This window comes from Phytopseudomonas daroniae (assembly GCF_004327275.1).
GTDB lineage: Bacteria > Pseudomonadota > Gammaproteobacteria > Pseudomonadales > Pseudomonadaceae > Aquipseudomonas > Aquipseudomonas daroniae.
Genome location: NZ_QJUJ01000003.1, coordinates 208877 through 229588, shown reverse-complemented (window position 1 = coordinate 229588; position 20712 = coordinate 208877). Strand labels below are relative to the sequence as shown.

General features: G+C 58.0%; 10 protein-coding genes and 1 pseudogene. All 11 read right to left on the bottom strand.

From position 1 onward, the window contains the following. Positions 1-2142 (bottom strand): adenosylcobalamin-dependent ribonucleoside-diphosphate reductase, encoded by a 2142-nt coding sequence (locus DNK10_RS09040; RefSeq protein WP_131191309.1) that lies wholly within the window; start codon positions 2140-2142, stop codon positions 1-3. Between the two features lie 359 nt (positions 2143-2501). Then, entirely contained in the window at positions 2502-3014 is a 513-nt protein-coding gene (locus DNK10_RS09035) for a hypothetical protein (RefSeq protein WP_131191308.1), read from the bottom strand. After that, on the bottom strand, positions 3014-3409 hold the full coding sequence (locus tag DNK10_RS09030) for a hypothetical protein (RefSeq protein ID WP_131191307.1): 396 nt from the start codon (positions 3407-3409) through the stop codon (positions 3014-3016). Before DNK10_RS09030 ends, DNK10_RS09035 begins: the two co-directional genes overlap by 1 nt. Before the next feature lie 396 nt (positions 3410-3805). Continuing rightward, positions 3806-4078: a colicin immunity domain-containing protein gene (locus tag DNK10_RS09020; protein WP_131177991.1), complete on the bottom strand. Its 273-nt coding sequence runs from the start codon at positions 4076-4078 to the stop codon at positions 3806-3808. Next, positions 4075-4491, bottom strand: coding sequence for a colicin D domain-containing protein (locus DNK10_RS09015; protein WP_244216231.1), 417 nt, complete (start codon positions 4489-4491; stop codon positions 4075-4077). Before DNK10_RS09015 ends, DNK10_RS09020 begins: the two co-directional genes overlap by 4 nt. A gap of 233 nt (positions 4492-4724) precedes the next feature. Then, on the bottom strand, positions 4725-5198 hold the full coding sequence (locus DNK10_RS09010) for a transposase (protein ID WP_208738801.1): 474 nt from the start codon (positions 5196-5198) through the stop codon (positions 4725-4727). Between the two features lie 76 nt (positions 5199-5274). Continuing rightward, a pseudogene (locus DNK10_RS09005) lies at positions 5275-6081 on the bottom strand (hemagglutinin repeat-containing protein); the annotation flags it as partial. A 636-nt stretch (positions 6082-6717) separates the two neighbouring features. Then, on the bottom strand, positions 6718-7176 hold the full coding sequence (locus DNK10_RS09000; RefSeq protein WP_131191306.1) for a hypothetical protein: 459 nt from the start codon (positions 7174-7176) through the stop codon (positions 6718-6720). Between the two features lie 566 nt (positions 7177-7742). Then, a complete protein-coding gene (locus tag DNK10_RS08995) occupies positions 7743-8033 on the bottom strand; it encodes a hypothetical protein (RefSeq protein WP_131191305.1) in 291 nt (96 codons plus the stop codon). A gap of 972 nt (positions 8034-9005) precedes the next feature. Beyond that, positions 9006-9464 (bottom strand): hypothetical protein, encoded by a 459-nt coding sequence (locus tag DNK10_RS08990; RefSeq protein WP_131177495.1) that lies wholly within the window; start codon positions 9462-9464, stop codon positions 9006-9008. Continuing rightward, on the bottom strand, positions 9465-20705 hold the full coding sequence (locus DNK10_RS08985; protein ID WP_165495969.1) for a hemagglutinin repeat-containing protein: 11241 nt from the start codon (positions 20703-20705) through the stop codon (positions 9465-9467). It abuts the gene before it with no gap. Positions 20706-20712: the final 7 nt, after the last annotated feature.

Below are 20712 nucleotides of genomic sequence, written 5' to 3'. Positions count from 1 at the left end.
TCAGAATTTTCCGTAATAGCCTTCTTTGAGGGCATCGAACAGATTGGCGGCGCTGTGGATCTCGCCGTCGTATTCGATTTCCTCGTTACCCTTGGCCTCGACGATCTGGCCGTCGGCAAGGGTGAAGCGGTAGGTGGTGGCAGCCAGATCGGCCTCCTTGACCAGCACGCCCTGGAAGGCTTCGGGGTTGAAGCGGAAGGTGGTGCAGCCCTTCAGGCCCTGCTGGTGGGCGTACACGTAGATGTCCTTGAACGACTCGTAGGGGTAGTCGCTGGGTACGTTGGCGGTCTTGGAAATGGAACTGTCGACCCACTTCTGCGCCGCCGCCTGGATATCCACGTGCTGCTTCGGCGTGACGTCGTCGGCGGTGATGAAATAGTCCGGCAGGCCGTTGCCGGGCGCCGCCTCGGCATCGATGAAGTGCCGGTAGGCGAGCAGTTCGGACGAATAGACGTCGACCTTTTCCTTGGACTTCTTGCCTTCGCGGATCACGTTGCGGAAGTAGTGGTGGGCGAAGCTCGGCTCGATGCCGTTGCTGGTGTTGTTGGCCAGCGACAGCGAAATGGTGCCGGTCGGTGCGATGGAACTGTGGTGGCTGAAGCGGCTGCCCGTCTCGGCCAGCTGTTCGATCAGTTGCGGTGCGACTTCACCGATGCGCTGCATGTAGCGCGAGTACCTGGCCCAGAGCACACGCCCCTTGAGCGTATCCCCGGGCTTGATGCCGTCCACGGCCATTTCCGGGCGCTTGGCAAGCATTTCGGCGCTGACGACGAAGTCCTCGTCCATCAACGGAGCCGCCCCCTTCTCCCGTGCCAGCTCCAGGCCGGCTTCCCAGCCGACCACGGCCATGTGCTTGGCAACTTCCTCGGTGAACGCCAGCGACTGCACATCGCCGTACTGCATCTTGAGCATGGTCAGGGTCGAGCCCAGGCCGAGGAAGCCCATGCCATGGCGGCGCTTACGCTGGATTTCACGGCGCTGCTGCTCCAGCGGCAGGCCGTTGATCTCCACCACGTTGTCCAGCATGCGGGTGAAGATGCGCACCACGTCCTTGTACTCGTCCCAGTCGAAACGCGCCCGCTCGGTGAACGGATCGCGCACGAACTGGGTCAGGTTGACCGAACCGAGCAGACACGCGCCATAGGGCGGCAGCGGCTGCTCGCCGCAAGGGTTGGTGGCGCGGATGTCCTCGCAGAACCAGTTGTTGTTCATCTCGTTGACGCGGTCGATGAGGATGAAGCCCGGCTCGGCGAAGTCGTAGGTGGAACTCATGATCATGTCCCACAGACGCTGCGCCTTGATCACCTTGTACACCCGACAGGCGGTCAGGCCCTGGTCGTTGCTGATGTAGGGGCCCTTCTGCGGCCAGTCGCGCCAGATCACCTGGCTGGCGTCGGTGGTGTCGATGCCGTCTTCCTCGACCTCCTTCTGGCTCAGCGGGAAGGCCAGCGGCCAGTCGGCGTTGGCCTGCACGGCGGCCATGAATTCGTCGGTGATCAGCAGGCTCAGGTTGAACTGGCGCAGGCGGCCGTCTTCGCGCTTGGCGCGGATGAAATCGGCGACGTCCGGATGGCCCACGTCGAAGGTGGCCATCTGCGCCCCACGGCGCCCGCCGGCGGACGACACGGTGAAGCACATCTTGTCGTAGATATCCATGAACGACAGCGGCCCCGAAGTGTACGAGCCGGCCCCGGAGACATAGGCACCGCGCGGGCGCAGGGTGGAGAACTCGTAGCCGATGCCGCAACCGGCCTTGAGCGTCAGCCCGGCCTCGTGAACCTTCTCGAGGATATCGTCCATGGAATCGGCGACGATGCCGGAAACGGTGCAGTTGATGGTGCTGGTGGCGGGCTTGTGTTCCCAGGCACCGGCGTTGGAGGTGATGCGCCCGGCGGGGATGGCACCACGACGCAACGCCCAGAGGAATTTCTCACCCCAGAGCTTGCGCAGTTCAGGTGTCTGCTCGACTTCAGCGAGAGCCTTGGCGACTCGCTGGAAGCTGTCGTCGATGGTCTGGTCGATGACCCGGCCGTCCTTGGCCTTGAGGCGGTACTTCTTGTCCCAGATGTCCATCGACGCATCCTGGATGGGGATATCGGCGACGGCCTTGCTGATGGATCGTACCTTCGCTGCTTGGGTCATTGCAGGGAACCTCCTGGTTCAAGGGCGGAGTATTGCTTGGTGCGTATAGACTGGCGGATAGCTCAACCATCGCACCGTACACAAGATGTTGTGTCGACTGCACATATGGTAGCCCATATGTAGGGCCCAACCAAGATGATAATGATTCTTGTCGACGAGCGAGCGCGACCGATGCGCGCAGGCCGGCACGGCGCCAACAAGTTGCAATCGACATGGATACCGCCGCCATCAGACGGGGAACCGCCTGAGAAAAGAAAGCTAAAGGGGTTGGGGTGATTTACTGGGTCGACCAATCGATCAAAGGCTATTCACTCCGACCCCTTTAGTTTTCTCCGACCCCTTTAGTTTTTTGCCCCGCTTTACATATCCAGATAGTTCCCCTTTACCCTTTCAGAGATATATTTTCTCTGCACCTCAAGCCTGAAATAAAAAGCAGAGAAATCAACAGAAACACTAATAATCTTTCCGTCGACAACTGCCGACACTTCACCACCCGACACGCCACAGCCAAAATAAATAGATGGTATGTTCGCCCCACGAACTGCAAATCTTAAATCATGCCTCAAGCGGTAATCATATATCTCATCAAAAAATTCATCATCCACCTCTTCACTTTCAAATGCCACTTCAATCGAGCCTGCTATTGTAGACTCCAGGCACCACTCAGGCCGTTCTTCCATGCATATATGCTCCTGATTTCTTTCAAACCAGTCAAAAATCTCTTTCGCATCCCAATTAAAATCGGCCAATACAAAATCACCTCTTTGGCTAGAAGCTTTAATTGTAATTCGGCAAAACCACTCATCTGCCACACCTACAAGCAGCCTGTCACGCCCCCCAATAGAACCAAAGGTAAACTCCACTCTATCCATTATTTCCCCTTACGCAACCGATTGTACTCGGCATTACTGATCACACCCGAGCCGCGAAGTTCTTTAAGCACGGAGCTTGGCGCCTCGTTACCAGGAATTGGGTAACTATGCCACCCTCCTGCATTATCAGGCTGAAATTCATATAGTTTACCTTCATGAAAACCATATTTTTGTTTACCACCCTGAATAGAGCTATCCAACACTTGCTGAGCAACTTTATCACTCAAGTCCATAGGCGTACCCCAACCGCTTTGAGGATCATGTTTAGGGCTAGGCACATACACGCTTTCACTATACATATTCCCCGGATTCAACTGATGCTCCGGAGTCGTATAGCTACCACTATCCTGCCGCCCGTCTAGCTGTTGCCCTCCTGTATGCGGAACAGTAACCACCGAACCACCAGCATTGTAGGGCGTAGGGCGTATTAGCCGAAGGCGTAATCCGCCGAATGAATCGACAAAGCTCTTCACGGTAAACGACGGATTACGCTTCGCTAATCCATCCTACAGATATTAATCCGTCTTACCGCGTTGGATTCCGCCCCAATATCTTTGCTGCGATATAACGATGATTCCCATCAACAATTACATTGCCATCCATTTTAATTGCCGGAGCAACATCACCCTTAAGAAGCCGATCAACATATCTTTGCACCGCAGGTAATGACACAGCGCCTTGCGCACTAATAGCAGGATCACCCTGCAATGCTTTTTGAATAACCTCAGGGGTTACCTCTGAACCCTTCGAAACCAGAGGTTTCCCTGCTGCCCCAGTAGCTTTTGCCCCAACTAATCAGCGACTAGCTTTTCAACCAACCTCGCGACTTCAGATCTAAGCATTTCATCGTCAAGCTCATACTCTTCCCTTGATTCGTCTGGTTCGTACATGTCCGCAGCACAAAAAATACTGGACAAACACTCGCTCAGTAAAGGCTCATCGAGCTGAAGAACATTTCTATCTCGCTCAATTTTCCAAAGCTCAATATATGCTTCAGAAAAAATCCCGGCTGTCAGTCTTCCCGCTACAAACGATTTTGCAAATTCCAGGATAGTAAGACTCATCGCAGCACACCATTCTTAATAAAGTTATCAAACTGCTGAGTTCCCGGCGAGAGTTTAAACCCCGTCACAAAATTTCCTGACGCATCGAGCACAACAGCGTTGTTGGTGGTCGAATTAAAGAACACTTTGGAGTCTTTTACAAATCCGTATGTACCTTGCTGAGTTGTAGAAGTGGATGCCATATGAGTTTTGATTGCAGACTCATACTGAGCAAGTGTCTCAGGATTTTTCTTTGTAGTTACCACACCGAAATCAGAAGCATGCTTGAATTTTTTATCGAGCTGTTTCTGGGTAACGCCAGTTAAAGCCTCAGCAACACTGTTACCTTTTGCCCCCTGCTGCCCTCCCGACACCACCCCAACGGCCTTTCCTGCCACCTTACGGGTCAGCGAACCGATCTCGCCGGCAGCCACAGCTATAGGGGTCGGAGTGATTTACTTGGTCGGCCCGGGCTCCGATGCCCTACGGAACGCCCCAGTTGAACAGCTATCGAGTCTCGGAATCGATCATTTCCCAACGGGTAATTATGAGAAGCCGCTTCTCGCATCACTCGGATGGCATCAGTTGCCAGATGGCCTGCGAAGAGCTCTCGATACGCGACCTGCCTCCTGACTCGCCAGCACCTAATTTTTGATAAAGGTCATGATCACTGATCACTGATCAGTGAGTCCGCTTTTCCCCATCCATGCCATCTGTAGCTGGACCAGCGATATTCTTCTGGAGCTTCAACCATTCCTGCACGTACAGGATTCATCTCGATATACCTATAGCAGGTCAACAAATACTCATCTGCATTAATCAAGCTGGCCTTGTGCCTTCCCTCCCATAATGTGCCAGAACGTCGGTAGATCCGGTTGACATACAACACGTACATACGCCCAAGGTGCTGCATCACTCGGGAAATACCCGTCTCACTTTCAGGCGTCATCAGCAGATGCACATGGTTGGTCATCAGCACATAGGCATGCAACTGCACACGGTAGCGCTTCAATGCGTCGCCCAGCACAGTCAGATAGAATTGATAGTCTTCATCATGAAAAAAACACGCACTCCGATTATTGCCGCGCTGAACCACATGAGCAGGAACACCGGGAAGATACATCCGTTGCTTTCTAGGCATGGCAAGCTCCTTTGCCAAAACATCCACATCTAGCTTAACCAATCAAACGCTATTCACTCCGACCCCTTTAGCTCTTGATGTCGCGCTCGGCGATCAGAGAAGCATCGCGCTCGGCGTTGACCTGGCTGCCGACATTGGTGGAGCGGATGATTTCCTGGCCGCTTTTCTTCGCGCTGGAGATGGCAATGTCAGCGCCCCAGCTTGGTGTGCCCACGGCCAATCCAACCGCGTCGCCGAACGACAGCCCGACCTTCTTCTTGTACGACTCGCTGCGGCTGTAGGCCTCGTCATTGGCCGCCACCAGGTTGATGTCGCCTGTGTCGCTGATCAAACCGGCACGCAATTCGACATCGTTGCCGGCCGTGGTTTCGCTGGCCCGCAAGCGAATGTCGTTGCCGGCAGCTAGCACTACATCATTACCCGCCTCCAGCTCACTGCCTACCTGGGTCGCGGTGGTCTTGAGCTGGCTCTTGCCACTTTTCGACAGGCCGAGGAAACCGGACTTGGTTTTCTTCGAGTAGGCGCCATGCTCCTCGACGCCGGACAGCACGGCGATATCGCCGGTCGCGCCCAGGGTCAGGTCATTGCCCGCCACCAGCCGGCTGCCGATCACCGTGACGTCACGGCCACCGTCGAGGCTGAGGCCGCCGTCGGCGATCGTGCTGGTGTTGAGCGACAGGTCGTTACCCGCCTCGATCACCGAGGCGATATTGGTGCTGTCGTAGCTTTCGCTTTGCTTGCTCTTGCTACGACCGAACGAGCCTTTGCTTTTCTTGAAGTAGTAGTAGGCGCTTTCGTCCTGGGCCGAGAGGATATTGATGTCCTGCCCGGCATCGATATCGACATCGTTGCCCGCCTGCACACGGCTGGCGATCACGCGTAGGGCGAATTAGCCGAAGGCGTAATCCGCCGAATGATTCGACAAAACTATTTATTTTTTAAAGAGCAATTGGCTTGTGAAACGTCATGCATGCGTCAGACGATTACGTCGCGGTAAACGACGGATTACGCTTCGCTAATCCATCCTACAATTATTAATCCACCTTACCGCGTTCGATGCGGTGATTGTGAAACACCAGGTAGCCGGGGCCATTGCCCGTGCAGCAGGGCCAGCGACTAAGGGGAAAGAGTAATCGAAAGGCTGTAGATCGGTGTATTACAAAGACAATACACCGTACACCAGTATTTATTGGGCAAAACCTGTGTTTTGTATTACAAATGTATAGCAGCGCCTAGAAGGCAGAAATCGGATAACTAATTGTTGCATATAGAAAATACTCACCTCGCAAGAGGTGCGTGTTGTGTATTGAGATTTTGCTCCTGTTAAGGAGCGAAAAATCATGCTGAAAAAGGGCGTATTGAGCAAATAGACAGTAGGTCGTCAGGGTGGGTGCAAAAGGGATGCAACTTGACTGCAGAAAGGATGCAAAAAGAGTGCAATTAGGATGCAGATAGGGTGCAAAAACACCGGCGCAAGGCCGGTGTCGAGAGTGTCAGATCAAGTTGAAACTTCAACAACTCACCAGACCTCATGAGTCTCAGCTCTGTAATTATTTTCAATACGCTCAACAAGCAATGGCGCACTGATAATTCCTCTTGTGGAATGCTTCAGCTCTTCCGAGCTAATCTCTCTCTCCAGCCGAAGTGCTTCGCTTCCATTCCACAGCCAAATAGAGCCTCCCGGCCCGCCATTCCTGGAACGGAACGTAGGAAACACTTGTAACCTTTCGGGAACCGGAACATTTGCCACAACAGATAGAAGGCCTTGATTTACCGCACTTTGAACAACAAAAAATGCGGAAAATTGTGGCTCACCATCAACAACAACCGAAAAATCTTTTGGTTGTTCATTATGAAATCCGGGGAAAACACGAATTAAAAAACCAAATTCCGGATGTTTATGAGTAACTTGCGCATATGCGACACCCTGCGAGGTTAACACCTGCAAAATGTCGCCCAGCTTTACCTTCTTAGCCATTTAAAATCCTTCATATCCAGCTTTTTTCAGCAGCTCGGCGCCGCGAATCAAACCCTGCTCATACTTAGTTGGATTTTCGGTTTGCCGGCTGTGCCAGGTAGAGCACCGGGGCCAGCACCTTCTCTCCTGCCACCTCGACTTCTTCCATCCACACGATGTCGAGCTATAGGGGTCGGAGTGATTTACTTGGTCGGCCCGGGCTCCGATACCCTACGGAACGCCCCAATTGAACAGCTATCGAGTCTCGGAATCGATCATTTCCCAACGGGTAATTATGAGAAGCCGCTTCTCGCATCACTCGGATAGCATCAGTTGCCAGATGGCCTGCGAAGAGCTCTCGATACGCGTCCTGCCTCTCTGACTCGCCAGCACCTAATTTTTGATAAAGGTCATGATCACTGATCAGTGAGTCCGCTTTTCCCCATCCATGCCATCTGTAGCTGGACCAGCGATATTCTTCTGGAGCTTTAACCATTCCTGCATGTACAGGATTCATCTCGATATACCTATAGCAGGTCAACAAATACTCATCTGCATTAATCAATGCTGGCCTTGTGAATCATTAATTATGGACAGTAATCGATCATATAACCGCCCCCTAGTTCTTGCTGCATGTTCTTTGCCAACCTTTGCCCCTCAGCTATATGCCGAAGCTCCACCTCAGGCGAGCCAAATCCAGAGTCAGGTGGATAATCACTGTTGAACGTCAGCTGATACTCACTGTCCCATGCAGTAATTTCGGACTTCAACTCTTGAGAAAGGGGCAGTTCGTCAACATCAATGTGCCCCATAGTATCTGGTTCCGGACAAAATATCGGCCCAGCCAAATACTCATTTGCTAGTCTCAGCTTGATCATGGCAATGGTTTCCAAGAGCTAACCGGATTCGCTCGAACCACGAAACCGTTTGAGCCAATCCCAATTGCGATATTTTGCTCAACACCGTTATGCGTGATGCGATAAACATTGGCCGAGCCATTGGTGCCAACAATTTTCCCACGCTCAAGAGCATTCATTACAACTGTCGGAACCTCATCACGCAGGATGCCTTTATTGACAAAATCGACTTCGTGTCGCTTGTAGATATGTTGCAGCCCGGCAGCATCGCTACCAGTTTCAAGCCATACGGTTATTTCACTCCGACCCCTTTAGTTGGCCTGTTACGTCTTGTACTTGGCAGGCTTGCGAGCTCGGACAACAGGTCAGTCTCGTCGCTTCCAAAGCAACAGTGTCAGGCATAAACCCGTGCTGTCACTCTGGCGAGTCGGCCTCGAATACCTGGGGCGCTCAGCAAACGATTTGCCCAACTCCGTACTGGCTGAAATGGAACTACTGCTGCGTGATGAGGTGCGCCGCCAAGCTCAGCAACTGGAGTAGATTTGTGGGGATTCCTCAGGGTCGGAGTGATTTACTTGGTCGGCCCGGGCTCCGACACCCTACGGAACGCCCCAGTTGAACAGCTATCGAGTCTCGGAATCGATCATTTCCCAACGGGTAATTATGAGAAGCCGCTTCTCGCATCACTCGGATGGCATCAGTTGCCAGATGGCCTGCGAAGAGCTCTCGATACGCGACCTGCCTCTCTGACTCGCCAGCACCTAATTTTTGATAAAGGTCATGATCACTGATCAGTGAGTCCGTTTTTCCCCATCCATGCCATCTGTAGCTGGATCAGCGATATTCTTCTGGAGCTTCAACCCGGAAGTTGGTTTGTTTGGCGACTACCAAACTGCCTGACTCATGCAGGCTCTTTCAAGCTATCCGGCTGATGCAAAAGGGAATTTTGTGGGGATTCCTCAGAATCTGTCCCCTTTTCTTTTACCGCGTTACTCACCAGACCTCATGAGTCTCCGCTCTGTAATTATTTTCAATACGCTCAACAAGCAATGGCGCACTGACAATTCCTTCTGTCGGATACTCCAGTTCATTAGGCCTAAATTCTCTTTCGAGTCGAAATGACTCTTTACCATCCCACAGCCAAAGGGAACCACCCGGCCCGCCATTCCTGGAACGGAATATAGGAAATACCTGTAACCTTTCGGGAACCGGGACATTTGCCACAACGGATAGGAGGCCTTGATTTACCGCACTTTGAACAACAAAGAATGCAGAAAATTGTGGCTCGCCCTCGACCATCGCTGAAAAATCTTTTAGTTGTTCATTATGAAACCCGGGGAAAACACGAATTAAAAAACCGAACTCTGGGTGCTTATGAGTAACTTGCGCATATGCGACACCTTGCGAGGTTAACACCTGCAAAATATCGCCCAACTTTACTTTCTTAGCCATTTAAAATCCTTCATATCCAGCTTTTTTCAGCAGCTCAGCACCGCGAATCAAACCCTGCTCATACTTGGTCGGGTTTTTGACAGACGATATGGAGTTGATCTTATTGATTAACGTGCCGCCATCTTTACCAAGGCCATGGTAATCGATCAGTGTTTGCTCAACTGCCCGTGCGTCAGCACGAGAAATATTGTCCAGCCCTCTGATTTTTGAAACCACTATACCTTTTTCTCTGAGGTGAGCTTGACCACGCTTAACTATGTCGTCGGTTATTCCAACATAACGAGTCACGCCATCAACAACACAGTTATAAACACAGGTCTTTCCGCCTATAGAGGCAACCTCACCTGCGCTTTTTGCCCCATTCCCATCCAACGCAGTACCATAACGCAGCCACGCTGGAACGGCTAACGCTGTATCAAGATTACCCCCTACCAGCGCTCCGTCCAAGGAGGTGACTAAGGTAGGAACTTTCAACGAAGCGATGCCCAGTAGCCCGACGACAGCGTTGCCAGCCGCATTCCAGCCATCACCATCAGCCGCCTGGGTTCCAGCATAGGTCAGCTGCAAGGCACCGTTCGTAGCTGCAGTAGCCCTTACTCCACTCCCTACGGCACCACTCAGGAAGTAGATGGCCGGATCTCCCAGATTAGCTAGCCCCTGCGTTTCGTTATGGATCTGCAGCAGCTTCGTGGCGTCCGTATACAACTGTTCGTTTTCACTCTTGGCTCGAGTGTTGAAAAAGCCATACCCCAAGGCAAGTGCTGCCGCATCCTTCTGCTCGCTGGTTCCAGCGTATGGGAACTGGGATCCCAGCCACGCAGGATTGCCTGACAACAGGGACGCCACAGCTTGATCCGCAGACTGCTCGCCATGCTTGCTGGCCATCTCGTAGTAATAGAGCTGTAGGTAGCCGCCCAGCCTCGCTGCCTCATCCTCGCTCAGCGAGTCCTTGTCCGCGATGTACTTGCTCAGCAGCGCATCACTGCGCTGATCGGACTGATCCATGGAGATCAGTTCCCGGAGCGACTCTACCGAGTAGGTTTTGTTCTTCAGTTGCTCCCGCGCTTCCGCCAGGCGTTCGGCGGAGGCTGGCCCCAGGAAGTTATGTTCGGTCTCGATCTGCGCCGCATTCGCAGCAACCGCCACCTCCCCACCCGCCGCTGCCGTGATGCCCGCTACCAGCGTGCCGATCAGGTTCAGGCGGTTCTGCTTCTGCTCATCGGTCATCCCTGAAGCAGTCTGATCGCTCAGCGTGTCCAGCAAGTTGTTCAGCACCACGCTCGCGCTGCCGCCCAGCGCTCCACCGCCACAACTCTGGCTCTGTGCCGCGGCTCCCACGCAACCGACGATGCCGTGCAAGGCGGTGCGCGCCGTCTCCGAATCCAGATGGTCGGCTATCGCCTTCACCTGTTCCGTGGCCAGCCCTTGCAGGTAGTTGACTGCCGCCCCCTGGAGAAGCTGCCCGCCACCGCCCATGACGTTGCCGCCCGCCGCGCCACTGATGGCCGACACCAGGGTGCGCCCAAGCCCACCGACCTCCCAGGTAGCATTGCTCTCGACGGTACCGGCAAGCTGCTCGATCCTCGCGTTGTCGCGTTGCTCGACCGGCTTGGCCAACTCCGCTTCCAGATCGCGTTTGGCCTGAGTGGACTCCTGCGAGCGCTGCTCCAGGAAGGTGCCCACATTGCGCACGAACTGCTCGGTGATCTCGAAACCCGCCTCCACTTCCTTGCGGTCAAAGATGGGCTTGAGCGTATTGCTGCCATCCTTGTCGCTGGAGACATCGCGGTTAACACCGGCCACTGCCTCTTCGGCCGTCTGCCCAGTCAGTTCCTGTTGCTTCGCTTCATTGGTGATGGTGATAGCACCAGCACTGATGCCGCTATGCGTCGTACTGCTGTCGTTGCCACTGGCACTCAGCGCTATGGGTGTGCCTGCGGTAACTCCTGCCTCGTGTAAAGGCTTGCCATCCGTGCCGTTGATGACCTGGCCCTGCTTATCATGGGCAGCGCCGCTGTAGCTACCACTCAGGCTGATGCTGTTGCCTTTATATTCGGCTTTGTTCTCGATATCGGAGTGAGTGAGTGTTGCGCTCGTCAGACGGTTCTTGTCGTCTTCCACAGCCTTGTCATTGCTGGCAATGACCGCGCCTTTCAGGTCAGTGTTGCCCGCCACATTGATCTGGAAGCCACCATCGCCGGCCTTGATACCGGTTTGCTGACCAACGCTCGCGTACTCGCTGTCGATTTTCTGCTGACTGAAGCTCCCAGATACCGTGGACACGCCCGCACAGAAAGGCGGAATGCACAGGCTGAGGCCAACGCCTGCGCTTTGCTGTTTCGATTTGTAGTTGTCGATGTCTTGCAGGCTGGCCAGGTTCAGGTCACCACCCACCTCCGCCGTGACTTGCTTGGCAGTGACGATCGCGCCTCTGAGGTTGGTGTCGCCACCGCTGTTGAGGGTGACTTTTTCGCCAGCGTTCACCAACGTATTGGTATAGGTTACCGCCTCCCCCTCAGACATCCCTTTGCCTTTGTTGGCCGCCAATTCGAGGGTGAACCCGTTCTGTTGGCCTACTCCGAAGCCTACCCCCGCACTCCAGCCGCTGTTGCTGTCCTTGCCCTGCAGGTTGGCGGTGTTCTGGGTTGCACTCAGATTGACACTGCCATCGGCGTTGAGCGACACGTTGCGACCTGCATCGAGGGTGCTGCCCACGATATTCAGGTTGCTGTTGTCACCGTCCCCTGTCGCATTGATGGTGATGTCGCCCCCTGCGGCGATACTGCTGGCAACGACGTTCTGCCCAGACTGGCTACCACTACTCTGGCTTTTACTATTGCTCAGGTTGACACTGATCTTGAAGCCCGTGAGATCACCACTGGCCAGCGTTTGTGCCCCTTCGTAGGCCTGGTAGCCACTCATTGCCGTGTTGACTGCAGCCAATGCAGTCAATCGGCTGTCCTGGGTGTCACCTGCGGCATTGATCATGCGCTGGGCGCCTTGTACTGCGTCGATAAGTGGCGAACTGACAGTGCCACCGACAGCGGTTCGGTTCGAACTCTGTTTCTGGCTGGCACTGAGCAGGTCGTAACCTGCCTCGATATCGACACGTTTGGCAGTGATAGCGACATCGCCCTGCGGCGCGATCACCTGGCTCGCCTGCTGTCGATAAGCTTCACCGGCCGTCAACTCGACATCACCGCCCAGTGAGGCGATCTGGCTTCCCAACTGTTGGGTGGTGCTGTTTTCGCTGCTCTGTTTGAGACTCACGACCCCCGTCGCACCTTGCCACCAGTTGCCGATCTCCCCGGACTTCTTCGAACTCGACTTGGCGCTGGAGTCGTCCTTGCTTTCACCGCTGGTGATGAACAGGTTACGACCGGCGTCGACACGTATGTCCTGGTCGGCTACCAGGGTGCTGCCCCGGATGGCGGTATCCCGGCCACTGACCATATCGATGGTCGCGCCGCTCAGCGTACTGCCTACCTCCAGGGAAGATGTCGACTGCGCCGCCTTGGCCTTCTGCTCGAGCGTGAGGGAGCCATTGGTAGCCAGGGAGTCGAAGATGTGCCACTTCAGCGAACTGGACTTGCTGGCCTGGCTCGAATACTGGTCTTGCTGCGCCGTCCCCACATCGATGTCACGCCCCGCTTCCAGGCTGATGGCGTTATCGGCACGCAGGCCGGCAGCGTGCATGAAGATGTCGTTGTCCGCCTGTACGGTGACATTGCGCCCCTCGAGCTCGGTGCCGACCACCGTGGTGCTACCCGAACTCTGGCTGCTGGCCTTGCTGGAAAACAACCGGCTCTTGGATTTGGCCTGGGCTGAACTCTGAGAGTTTTCGGCAGCAGCCAAAACCACATCGTTTCCAGCACTCAGATAGATATCCTGATCACTGATGAGTCGCGCACCACGAGCGGCGATGTCATTCTGGGCAAGCACGACCAAATCATTGCCCGCAGAGAGGGTGCTAAGCACCGCTTCACTGCTCTGACTCTCACTCATCCGCTCCTTGCTGCTGCTGAATAGCCCGCCTTTCTTTTTCTTGTAGAAGTAGCTGTATTGCTCGTTCTGCGCGGCATCCAGATTGATGTCCTCACCCGCACTGAGCACGATATCGGCACCCGCCCCCACTTTGCTGGCCACAACAGTGATGCTCTCACCCGCGACCAATGTGGTATTCCCGCCAGCCTGGATCTCGCTCGACTGCTGGGTAACTCGGTCATTGATCGAGGTGACCTTCTTGCTCTTGAAATAGGTGTGGCTCTCGTCCGCCGCACTGGACAGCACCAGGTCGCGCCCGGCCCCCAGATCGAGGTCACGGCCTGCAGTGACCTGACTGGCAACCACGCCCAGATCGCGCCCGGCACTGAGCTGCAGGTCGCGCCCCGCACTCACTTCGGCGCCCAGTTGGCTCACCCGTTCGTTGAGGAACCAGTCGCCACGGGATTGATGCTGCACGTCCTGTACCGAGGCGATGGTCACGTCGCGACCGGCTTCGATGGTCAGGTCGCCACGGCTGTCGAGCACGCTGCCGAGGTTGCTCACATCGCGCCCGGCCGCCAGTCTGAGGCTGTCGCTCGCTTCGATGCGGGCAGCGCTGTCGACGAAGCTGGTGGCCCAGGCGCGGTCGCCCAGGCTGCTCTGCTGCAGGTTGGCCGTGCGCTCGTTGACGATGTCGTTGCCCGCTACCAGGCTTACGTCGCGCCCGGCGATGATGCCGCCCTGGGCGTTGCGGATGCTGTCTTCGGCCAGCAGTTGCAGGCGCTCGCTGGCCTGCAGCAGGCCACTGTTGGCGATATTGACCGCCTGCACGTCGAGTGCGCCGCTGGCGCGCAGGGTGCCCTGGTTGCTCAGGTCGCCACCGCTGATCAGCGCTACGTCGCGGCCCTGGATCAGCGCGCCGTTGGGTGCCAGACGGCCTTCGGCCTGGGCCAGGTAGAGCACCGGCACCAGGACTTTTTCGCCCAGCACTTCCTGTTCTTCCATCCACACGATGTCGTGGGTCAGCGCCGCCACCTGTTCGGCGCTCAGGCTCACCCCCAGCCCCAGGTTCAGCGCTTCCTTGCTGGCGATGGCGTTGTTCATCAGGTAGCGGAACATGGCTTCGTCGCTGTCCAGCCCGGCGATGAAGCGCTGGCCGGTGCGCGCGACGATGGCCTCGCGGATCAGGCGCTGCTCGTAGAGGCCGTCGCCCAGGCGCTTCTGCGCCTGATCGGGGTCGTAGCCGAGCAGGTCGAGCATGTAGTCGGAGCTGAGGAAGCGGTTCAGTTCGGTCAGCGCCGGGTTGGTTTCGATCAGGTATTTGTGGGGCTGGTTCGTTGCAATCGGTACAGCACCCGGTGCCTGCCCTAGGTGGCCGACAAAGACACCGTCTATCTGCATGCCGTTAGCGCTGTCACGCTGAGCCTGATCGAGAGTCGTACCGGCCAACGCCCACTGCTGGCCGCTGGCCGACTCACCTACCTGGCTGTCGCTGCCGGCCTGGTCACTGAGGCGGAACAGTCCGTTCTGGCCGCTGGGCAGGCTGAAACCTGGCAAGGTCAGCGGATTGATCTGTTGTTGGGCGAGGTCGGGGGGAAGCTGGGAGTTCAGGGTGATCGGAATGAACGAATCCGCCGCCCCTGCACTAGTCGAGCCACTACGGTTGCCACTGATTACGTGTGTCGAACCGGGACGCGTCACACCGTTGCCGACGTTTTGCTGCGCATTGATGGCAACGTTGCCAGCCGCCTGGATGATCCCGGCATAACGCTGATCACCGCTACTCAGGATGGTGCGGCTGCCGTAGCTATGAAGCTCCTGTTCAAAATCGCCATCGCTGATGATGCGGTTGATGGCGCCAGCGATTTCACCCGTGCGCTGCTGATCGTATCCGGCGCTCTCATGCCAATACTGCTGGGTGAATGCCTGCGCATTGTTCTGGTGGCGAACGATGTACTTGCCGTCCATGCGTACCAGCCGGAACATACGCGTGGTCTGGATTTCCCCCTCCTCTACGCCACTGTTGTCCAAACGGCGGAGGTCGGCCGAAAAATCGCCGCCTGCACTGATCAGACTGCTGCTGTTGTTCAGCACATCACCATAAATACGCAGATCACCGCCGGCCACGATCTGCGACATGGCGCTTGCCTCGGTGACCTGCAGCCGATCACGCTGGGTGATCTCGAACCAGGAACTTCGTTTTCCACTGCAATCGATGCCTGGCTGGACACAGAAGCGTTCGTCGATACGAGCGCTGTAGATACCTGATTCGATAAGTAGACGATCACGCGCGTTGTCGAGTATGCCGACCCTCAACGTCGTATCGCCGACGGCCTCCAACGTCGCGGATAGATTGTCCAGGCGGCTGGCCATGGCCCCTGAGGCATTCCTGGCCAGGAAAATATTCCCCAGGCTATAAACATCCGCATACCGGTTAATGAAGGTATCGACGTACAGCGCCATGTCGTCGCCGCTGAACAGCAGGCCGTTCTCGTTGACCAGGCTCGGCGTGGTCAGGATCAGGCGTCCGGCACTGCCCAGGGTGCCCTGGTTGTTCAGGCTGGTGGCGCTGAGGGTCAGGTTTTCGGCGGCGGTCAGGCGGCCCTGGTTGAGCAGAGCACCACCGATCGCGAAGGTGGCTGCGCCACCAGCGGTGATGCTGGCGGTATCGCTCAGGCTCAAGCGCGCCGCCTTGACGTCGAGGTCGCCCTGGCTGGTGACCCTACCGTTGCCGCTGTAGCCACCACTGAGGGTCAGGCTGAGGGGGCCGTCGCTGGCGATCAGGCCGTGGTTGATCCAATTGCCGCCTTTGCCGGTCAGCGAACCGGTGGCCAGCAGTTGCCCGTTGGCGGTCTGCTCGAAGGTGCCGATATCCAGGGTCAGGTGCCCGGCCTGAAGGATGCTGTCGTTGCTCCAGCTGTCGGCCTTGAGGGTCAGGCTGCCTTGCGTGACGAAGCTGCCGCCAGCCCTGGCGACCTGCGCCAGGGCGACACCGAACTCACCGCTGCCGGCGTGCAGCAGCTTGCCATTCTGGTTGAGCAGGCTGCCGAGGTTCAGGGTCAGGTCGCGGTTGGCCGTTTCAAGGAGGCCGCTGCGGTTGTCCAGCAGCCCACCCAGGGTGAAGAAGGTGCTGCCGCCGGTACCCAGGGCGCGCAACTGGCCGCCCTGGTTGTTCAGGCTGGCGCCTTGCAGGCGCAGGGTGCCGCGGCTTTCGACGATACCCTGCTGGTTGTTCAGCACGGCACTGCTGTCGTGTTCCAGGGCGATATTGGCCGCCCCTATCTTGCCGCTCCGGTTGTTCAGGTCGCCGCCACGCAGCAGCAGATCGCCCTGGGCATACAGAGTACCGTTCTGGTTGTCGAAGGCGCCGGCCTGCAGCGTGGCCGCGCCGCCCAAGGCGTGGATGCGTCCGGCCGTGTTGTCGAGGTTGCCAGCGACCAGCAGGTCGAGGTGCTGGCCCTGAATCAGGCCGCCCTGCTCGCTGACACCGTTGCGCAGCCAACCCGAAAGACGAATGCGCACCCAGTCTTCCAGACTGGCCAGGGTGCCCTGGCGATTGTCGAGGCTGGCGGCTGTGAGTTCGACGGCACCCGTACGGCTCTGCAGAGTGCCGCTCTGGTTGTTCAGCGCCGCGCCGATGTTCAGCAGCAGGTCGCCCTGCCCCTGGATGGCACCACCGCTGTTGTCGAGACTAGCGGCGTTCAGGTGCAAATTGGCATCGCGGCTGTAGATCAGACCGTCCGCACGGTTGTGCGCGGCCCCAGCGACATCGAGGTGGAGTGCACCGTTGGCAGCCAGGGTGCCGCTGTCGCTGTTGTTCAACTGGGTGACGGCGAAGTGGCCGGTGCTCTGGCTGGCCAGGGTGCCGCCCTGGTTGTTCAGGGTCTTGGCGTCGATGCGCAGTGGCCCGCCGCTGGCCAGCTGCCCGGCCGTGTTAACGAGTGTGCCGTCGACGTTGAGCGTGGCGGCACCGCTGGCGCTGATGCGCCCGCCGGCATTGTCCAGCCCACCGCTGGAGAGCGTCAGATCCTGACGAGCCAGCAGCGAACCACCCGCATTGCTCAGGCTCACGGTGTCGATAACCAGGTTTCCACTGGCGTCGATCTGCCCGCCACGGTTATCCAGATCCTGTGCGATCAGCAGGTGCTGACCGGCACCGCTGGAGAGGATGCCTCGATCACTGTTGTCCAGGCTGTCGGCATCGACGTCGAGACGGCCAGCGGCCACCAGGGCACCTTCGCCGCTGTTGAGCAGCGCGCCGGTAAGTTGCACGTCGAGGTCGCCATCGCGGCTGGAGAGCGTACCGAGCTGGCGGTTGTCGAGGGTTGTGCCGATCAGTTGCAGGCCCTGCCAGCCGGAGAGCAAGCCACCCTGGTTGTCGCTATGGCCCAGGCTCAGGCGCAGCCACTCACGACTGATCAGGTGCCCGTTCTGGTTGTTCAGGCTGGCCGCGGCCAGAGCCAGGACGCCGAGGCTGGAGAGCTCACCGCCACGGTTATCGAGAGCGCGCAGGTTGCTGAGGGTCAGCGGGCCGTTGCTGGTGATCAGGCCTTGCTGGTTGTCCAGCTCGCCCTGGCGCAAGTCGAGGGTCAGGGCGCTTTCGCCGATCAAGGCCCCCTGCTGCTGGGTCAGGCGGTCGAGGCTCAACCGCAGGTCGCCCTTGGCCGAGACTTCACCGCCCTGGCTGGAGTCCAGCGAAGCGGCATCTACGGTCAAGGTGCCCTGGCTGTTGATCAGACCGCCGTTGCGATTGTCCACGGCGCCAACGCTGCGCAGGTCGAGAGCCTGGCCGGCCAGCAGCGTGCCGCCGGCATTACTCAGCATGCCGCTGGCGAGGCGCAAGTCGCCGGCACTCTGAATGAGGCCCTTGCTGGCGTTGCTGAGGGTGCCTGTGACGTCGATGGCGAGGTCATCGCGTGCGAACAGCGTGCCCGCCTCGTTGACCAGACCCTTGGCGCGCAGGTCGACGCCCTTGGCACTGATCAGCCCCGCCAGGTTGTCCAACACGCCCTGGATACGCAGGGTCAGGTTCCGTTCGGAGAGCAGTCGGCCCTGGGCGTTGTCCAGGCTCGTCGCAGCCAGGCTGAAGCCCTGACTGCTGGAGATTTCGCCCTGGCGGTTACTCACCGCCCCCAGGTTGTTCAACAGCAGTCGGTCGGGTGCATGCAGCAAGCCAGCGTCGTTATTCAGATCCCCGCCGTTGAGGTCGAGGGTGAGGCGGCTCTGGCTGAACAGCTCACCACCCTGCTGCGCCAGACCGCTGGCCTGCACCGACAAGGGGCCACTGGCGGCTATACGTCCCTGGGCGTTGCTGATCTGGCCGGTCTGCAAATCGAGGGTGGCGCTGCCGGTCAGGCGGCCGCTGTCGTTATCGAAGCGCCCGGTCGTGACACTCAGATGATCCACCGCGGAGATCTGGCCATGGCGGTTGTCCAGACCAGCGCTGCGCAGCACCAGCCCGGCATCGGTAAGCAGGCGCCCCTGCTGATTGAGCAGTGCGCCCTGGCTGGTGATCTGCATGGCGCCAGCACTGGAAAGGTTGCCGCCGCTGTTGTCGACCCCAGCCGCGCTGACGCTCAATGTGCCTTCGCTGCTGAGTTTCCCTTCACTGTTGATCAGTTGGCCGTCGCGAGCCGGATCACCAGCGCGGGCGGTGAGCTCGATCAGCACGCGGGTATCGCTGGCGAGGGTGCCGCCGGCATTGTTCAGGTGGGCGCCGCTGAGGTGAACCTGATCACGGCCGAAGATCAGCCCCTGGTCGCGGTTGAGCAGGCGCACCGCAGCAAGGTTGAGGTGCGCCGCCAACAGGCGGCCACTGTCGCTGTTGTCCAGGCTGGTGGCGGTCAGGCTCACGGTACCGCGGCTGGAGATTTCCCCACCACGGTTGTCGATGGCGTCCGCCGTCAGGGCCAACTGACCATTGGCAGCGACAACGCCCTTCCGGTTGTCCAGACGCTGCCCCGTCAAGCGCAGATCGCCTTCGGCCAGCAGTTCACCGGCGACCTGAGTCAGTTGCCCGACCTCGGCAGCCAGATCGCCCTGGCTGGCGATATGGCCACCGCTGTTATCGAGTTCACCCTTGGCCTCGACATGCACATCACGACTGGCGACCACGCTGCCGGCGTTACGCACCTGCTGGGCGGCGATTGCGACTCTGCCGGCCTCGTTGCGGCTGTTGTCGGCATTCACCCCCGCTTCGACGTGGCCCTGATTCGTCAGGGTCTTCCCGCTACTCAACGCAACCCGGTCGCGGGCAGCCAGGCTGCCGCGGTTCACCAGATCTCCCCGGGACTGAACATCGAGCCGGGTGCCGGCGTACACCTGGCCCTGGGTTTCCACCTGCCCAGCCTGGACGGCGATCTGCCCGCTGGCCGCGGCATTGGCGACAGTCAGTTGCCCACTGGCATCGATCTGGATATCCCCGGCGCTGGCCGCCATATCACCCGCCAGTTTCACGCCGACACCCTGTTCGGTGCCCACCAGACGAATCGCCCCGGCGTACATGCCGCCCAGGGCCGAGCTGTCGATGGCCAGTTGCGGTTTATCGCTGCCGTCGTCTGCCTTGGCTGTGGCCTGAAGGGTGCCAGCGTCCACCTCGTTGCGGCCGGCGACGATGTTCAGGCGTTTGGCGTGAATCTCGGCATTGATCTTCGCACTGCGGGTGATCAGGTCGAACTGGTCGACATTACTGGCGTTGAGCCCTTCGCCTTCGATGCGGATGTCGCCGCCATCGACGTCGAAACGATCCAGGCGACCGTTCTCGATCACCGGAGCACCGGTACTCAGGGTCGCGCGTGGTGTGTTGATGAAGCCGCAACCATCGCAGGTGATGCCATGGGGGTTGGCGACGATGACGTGGGCCGCGCGCCCCGCCACCTCGGTGTAGCCCTTGAGCTGGCTGCGGTTGCTGCCGGTAACCTCGTTGAGGATGACCCCCGCTGCCCGCCCCTGCAGATTCGAGTTGCCGATGATGATGCCGCCCTGCTGGGTGCTCTGCAGCCGCTCGGTGGCATTGTTGAGGATCAGCCCCTGCTTGCCGACGTTGTAGTCCGTGAACTTGTTATGCGACAGGCCACTGCCATTGGGTGTGGCGATGTTGACGATAGGCACGCCATTGGCCGCCTGCCCGAGGCTGGTGTTGCCACCGGCCTGGGCATCGACCGTCAGTTGCGCCGCCGTGGCGACGATGGGATTGAGGAACAGGACACCGGCGAGAATCAGCGCGATGTTCTGGAAGAAAGGGCTGCGAACGTCCATGTCGATA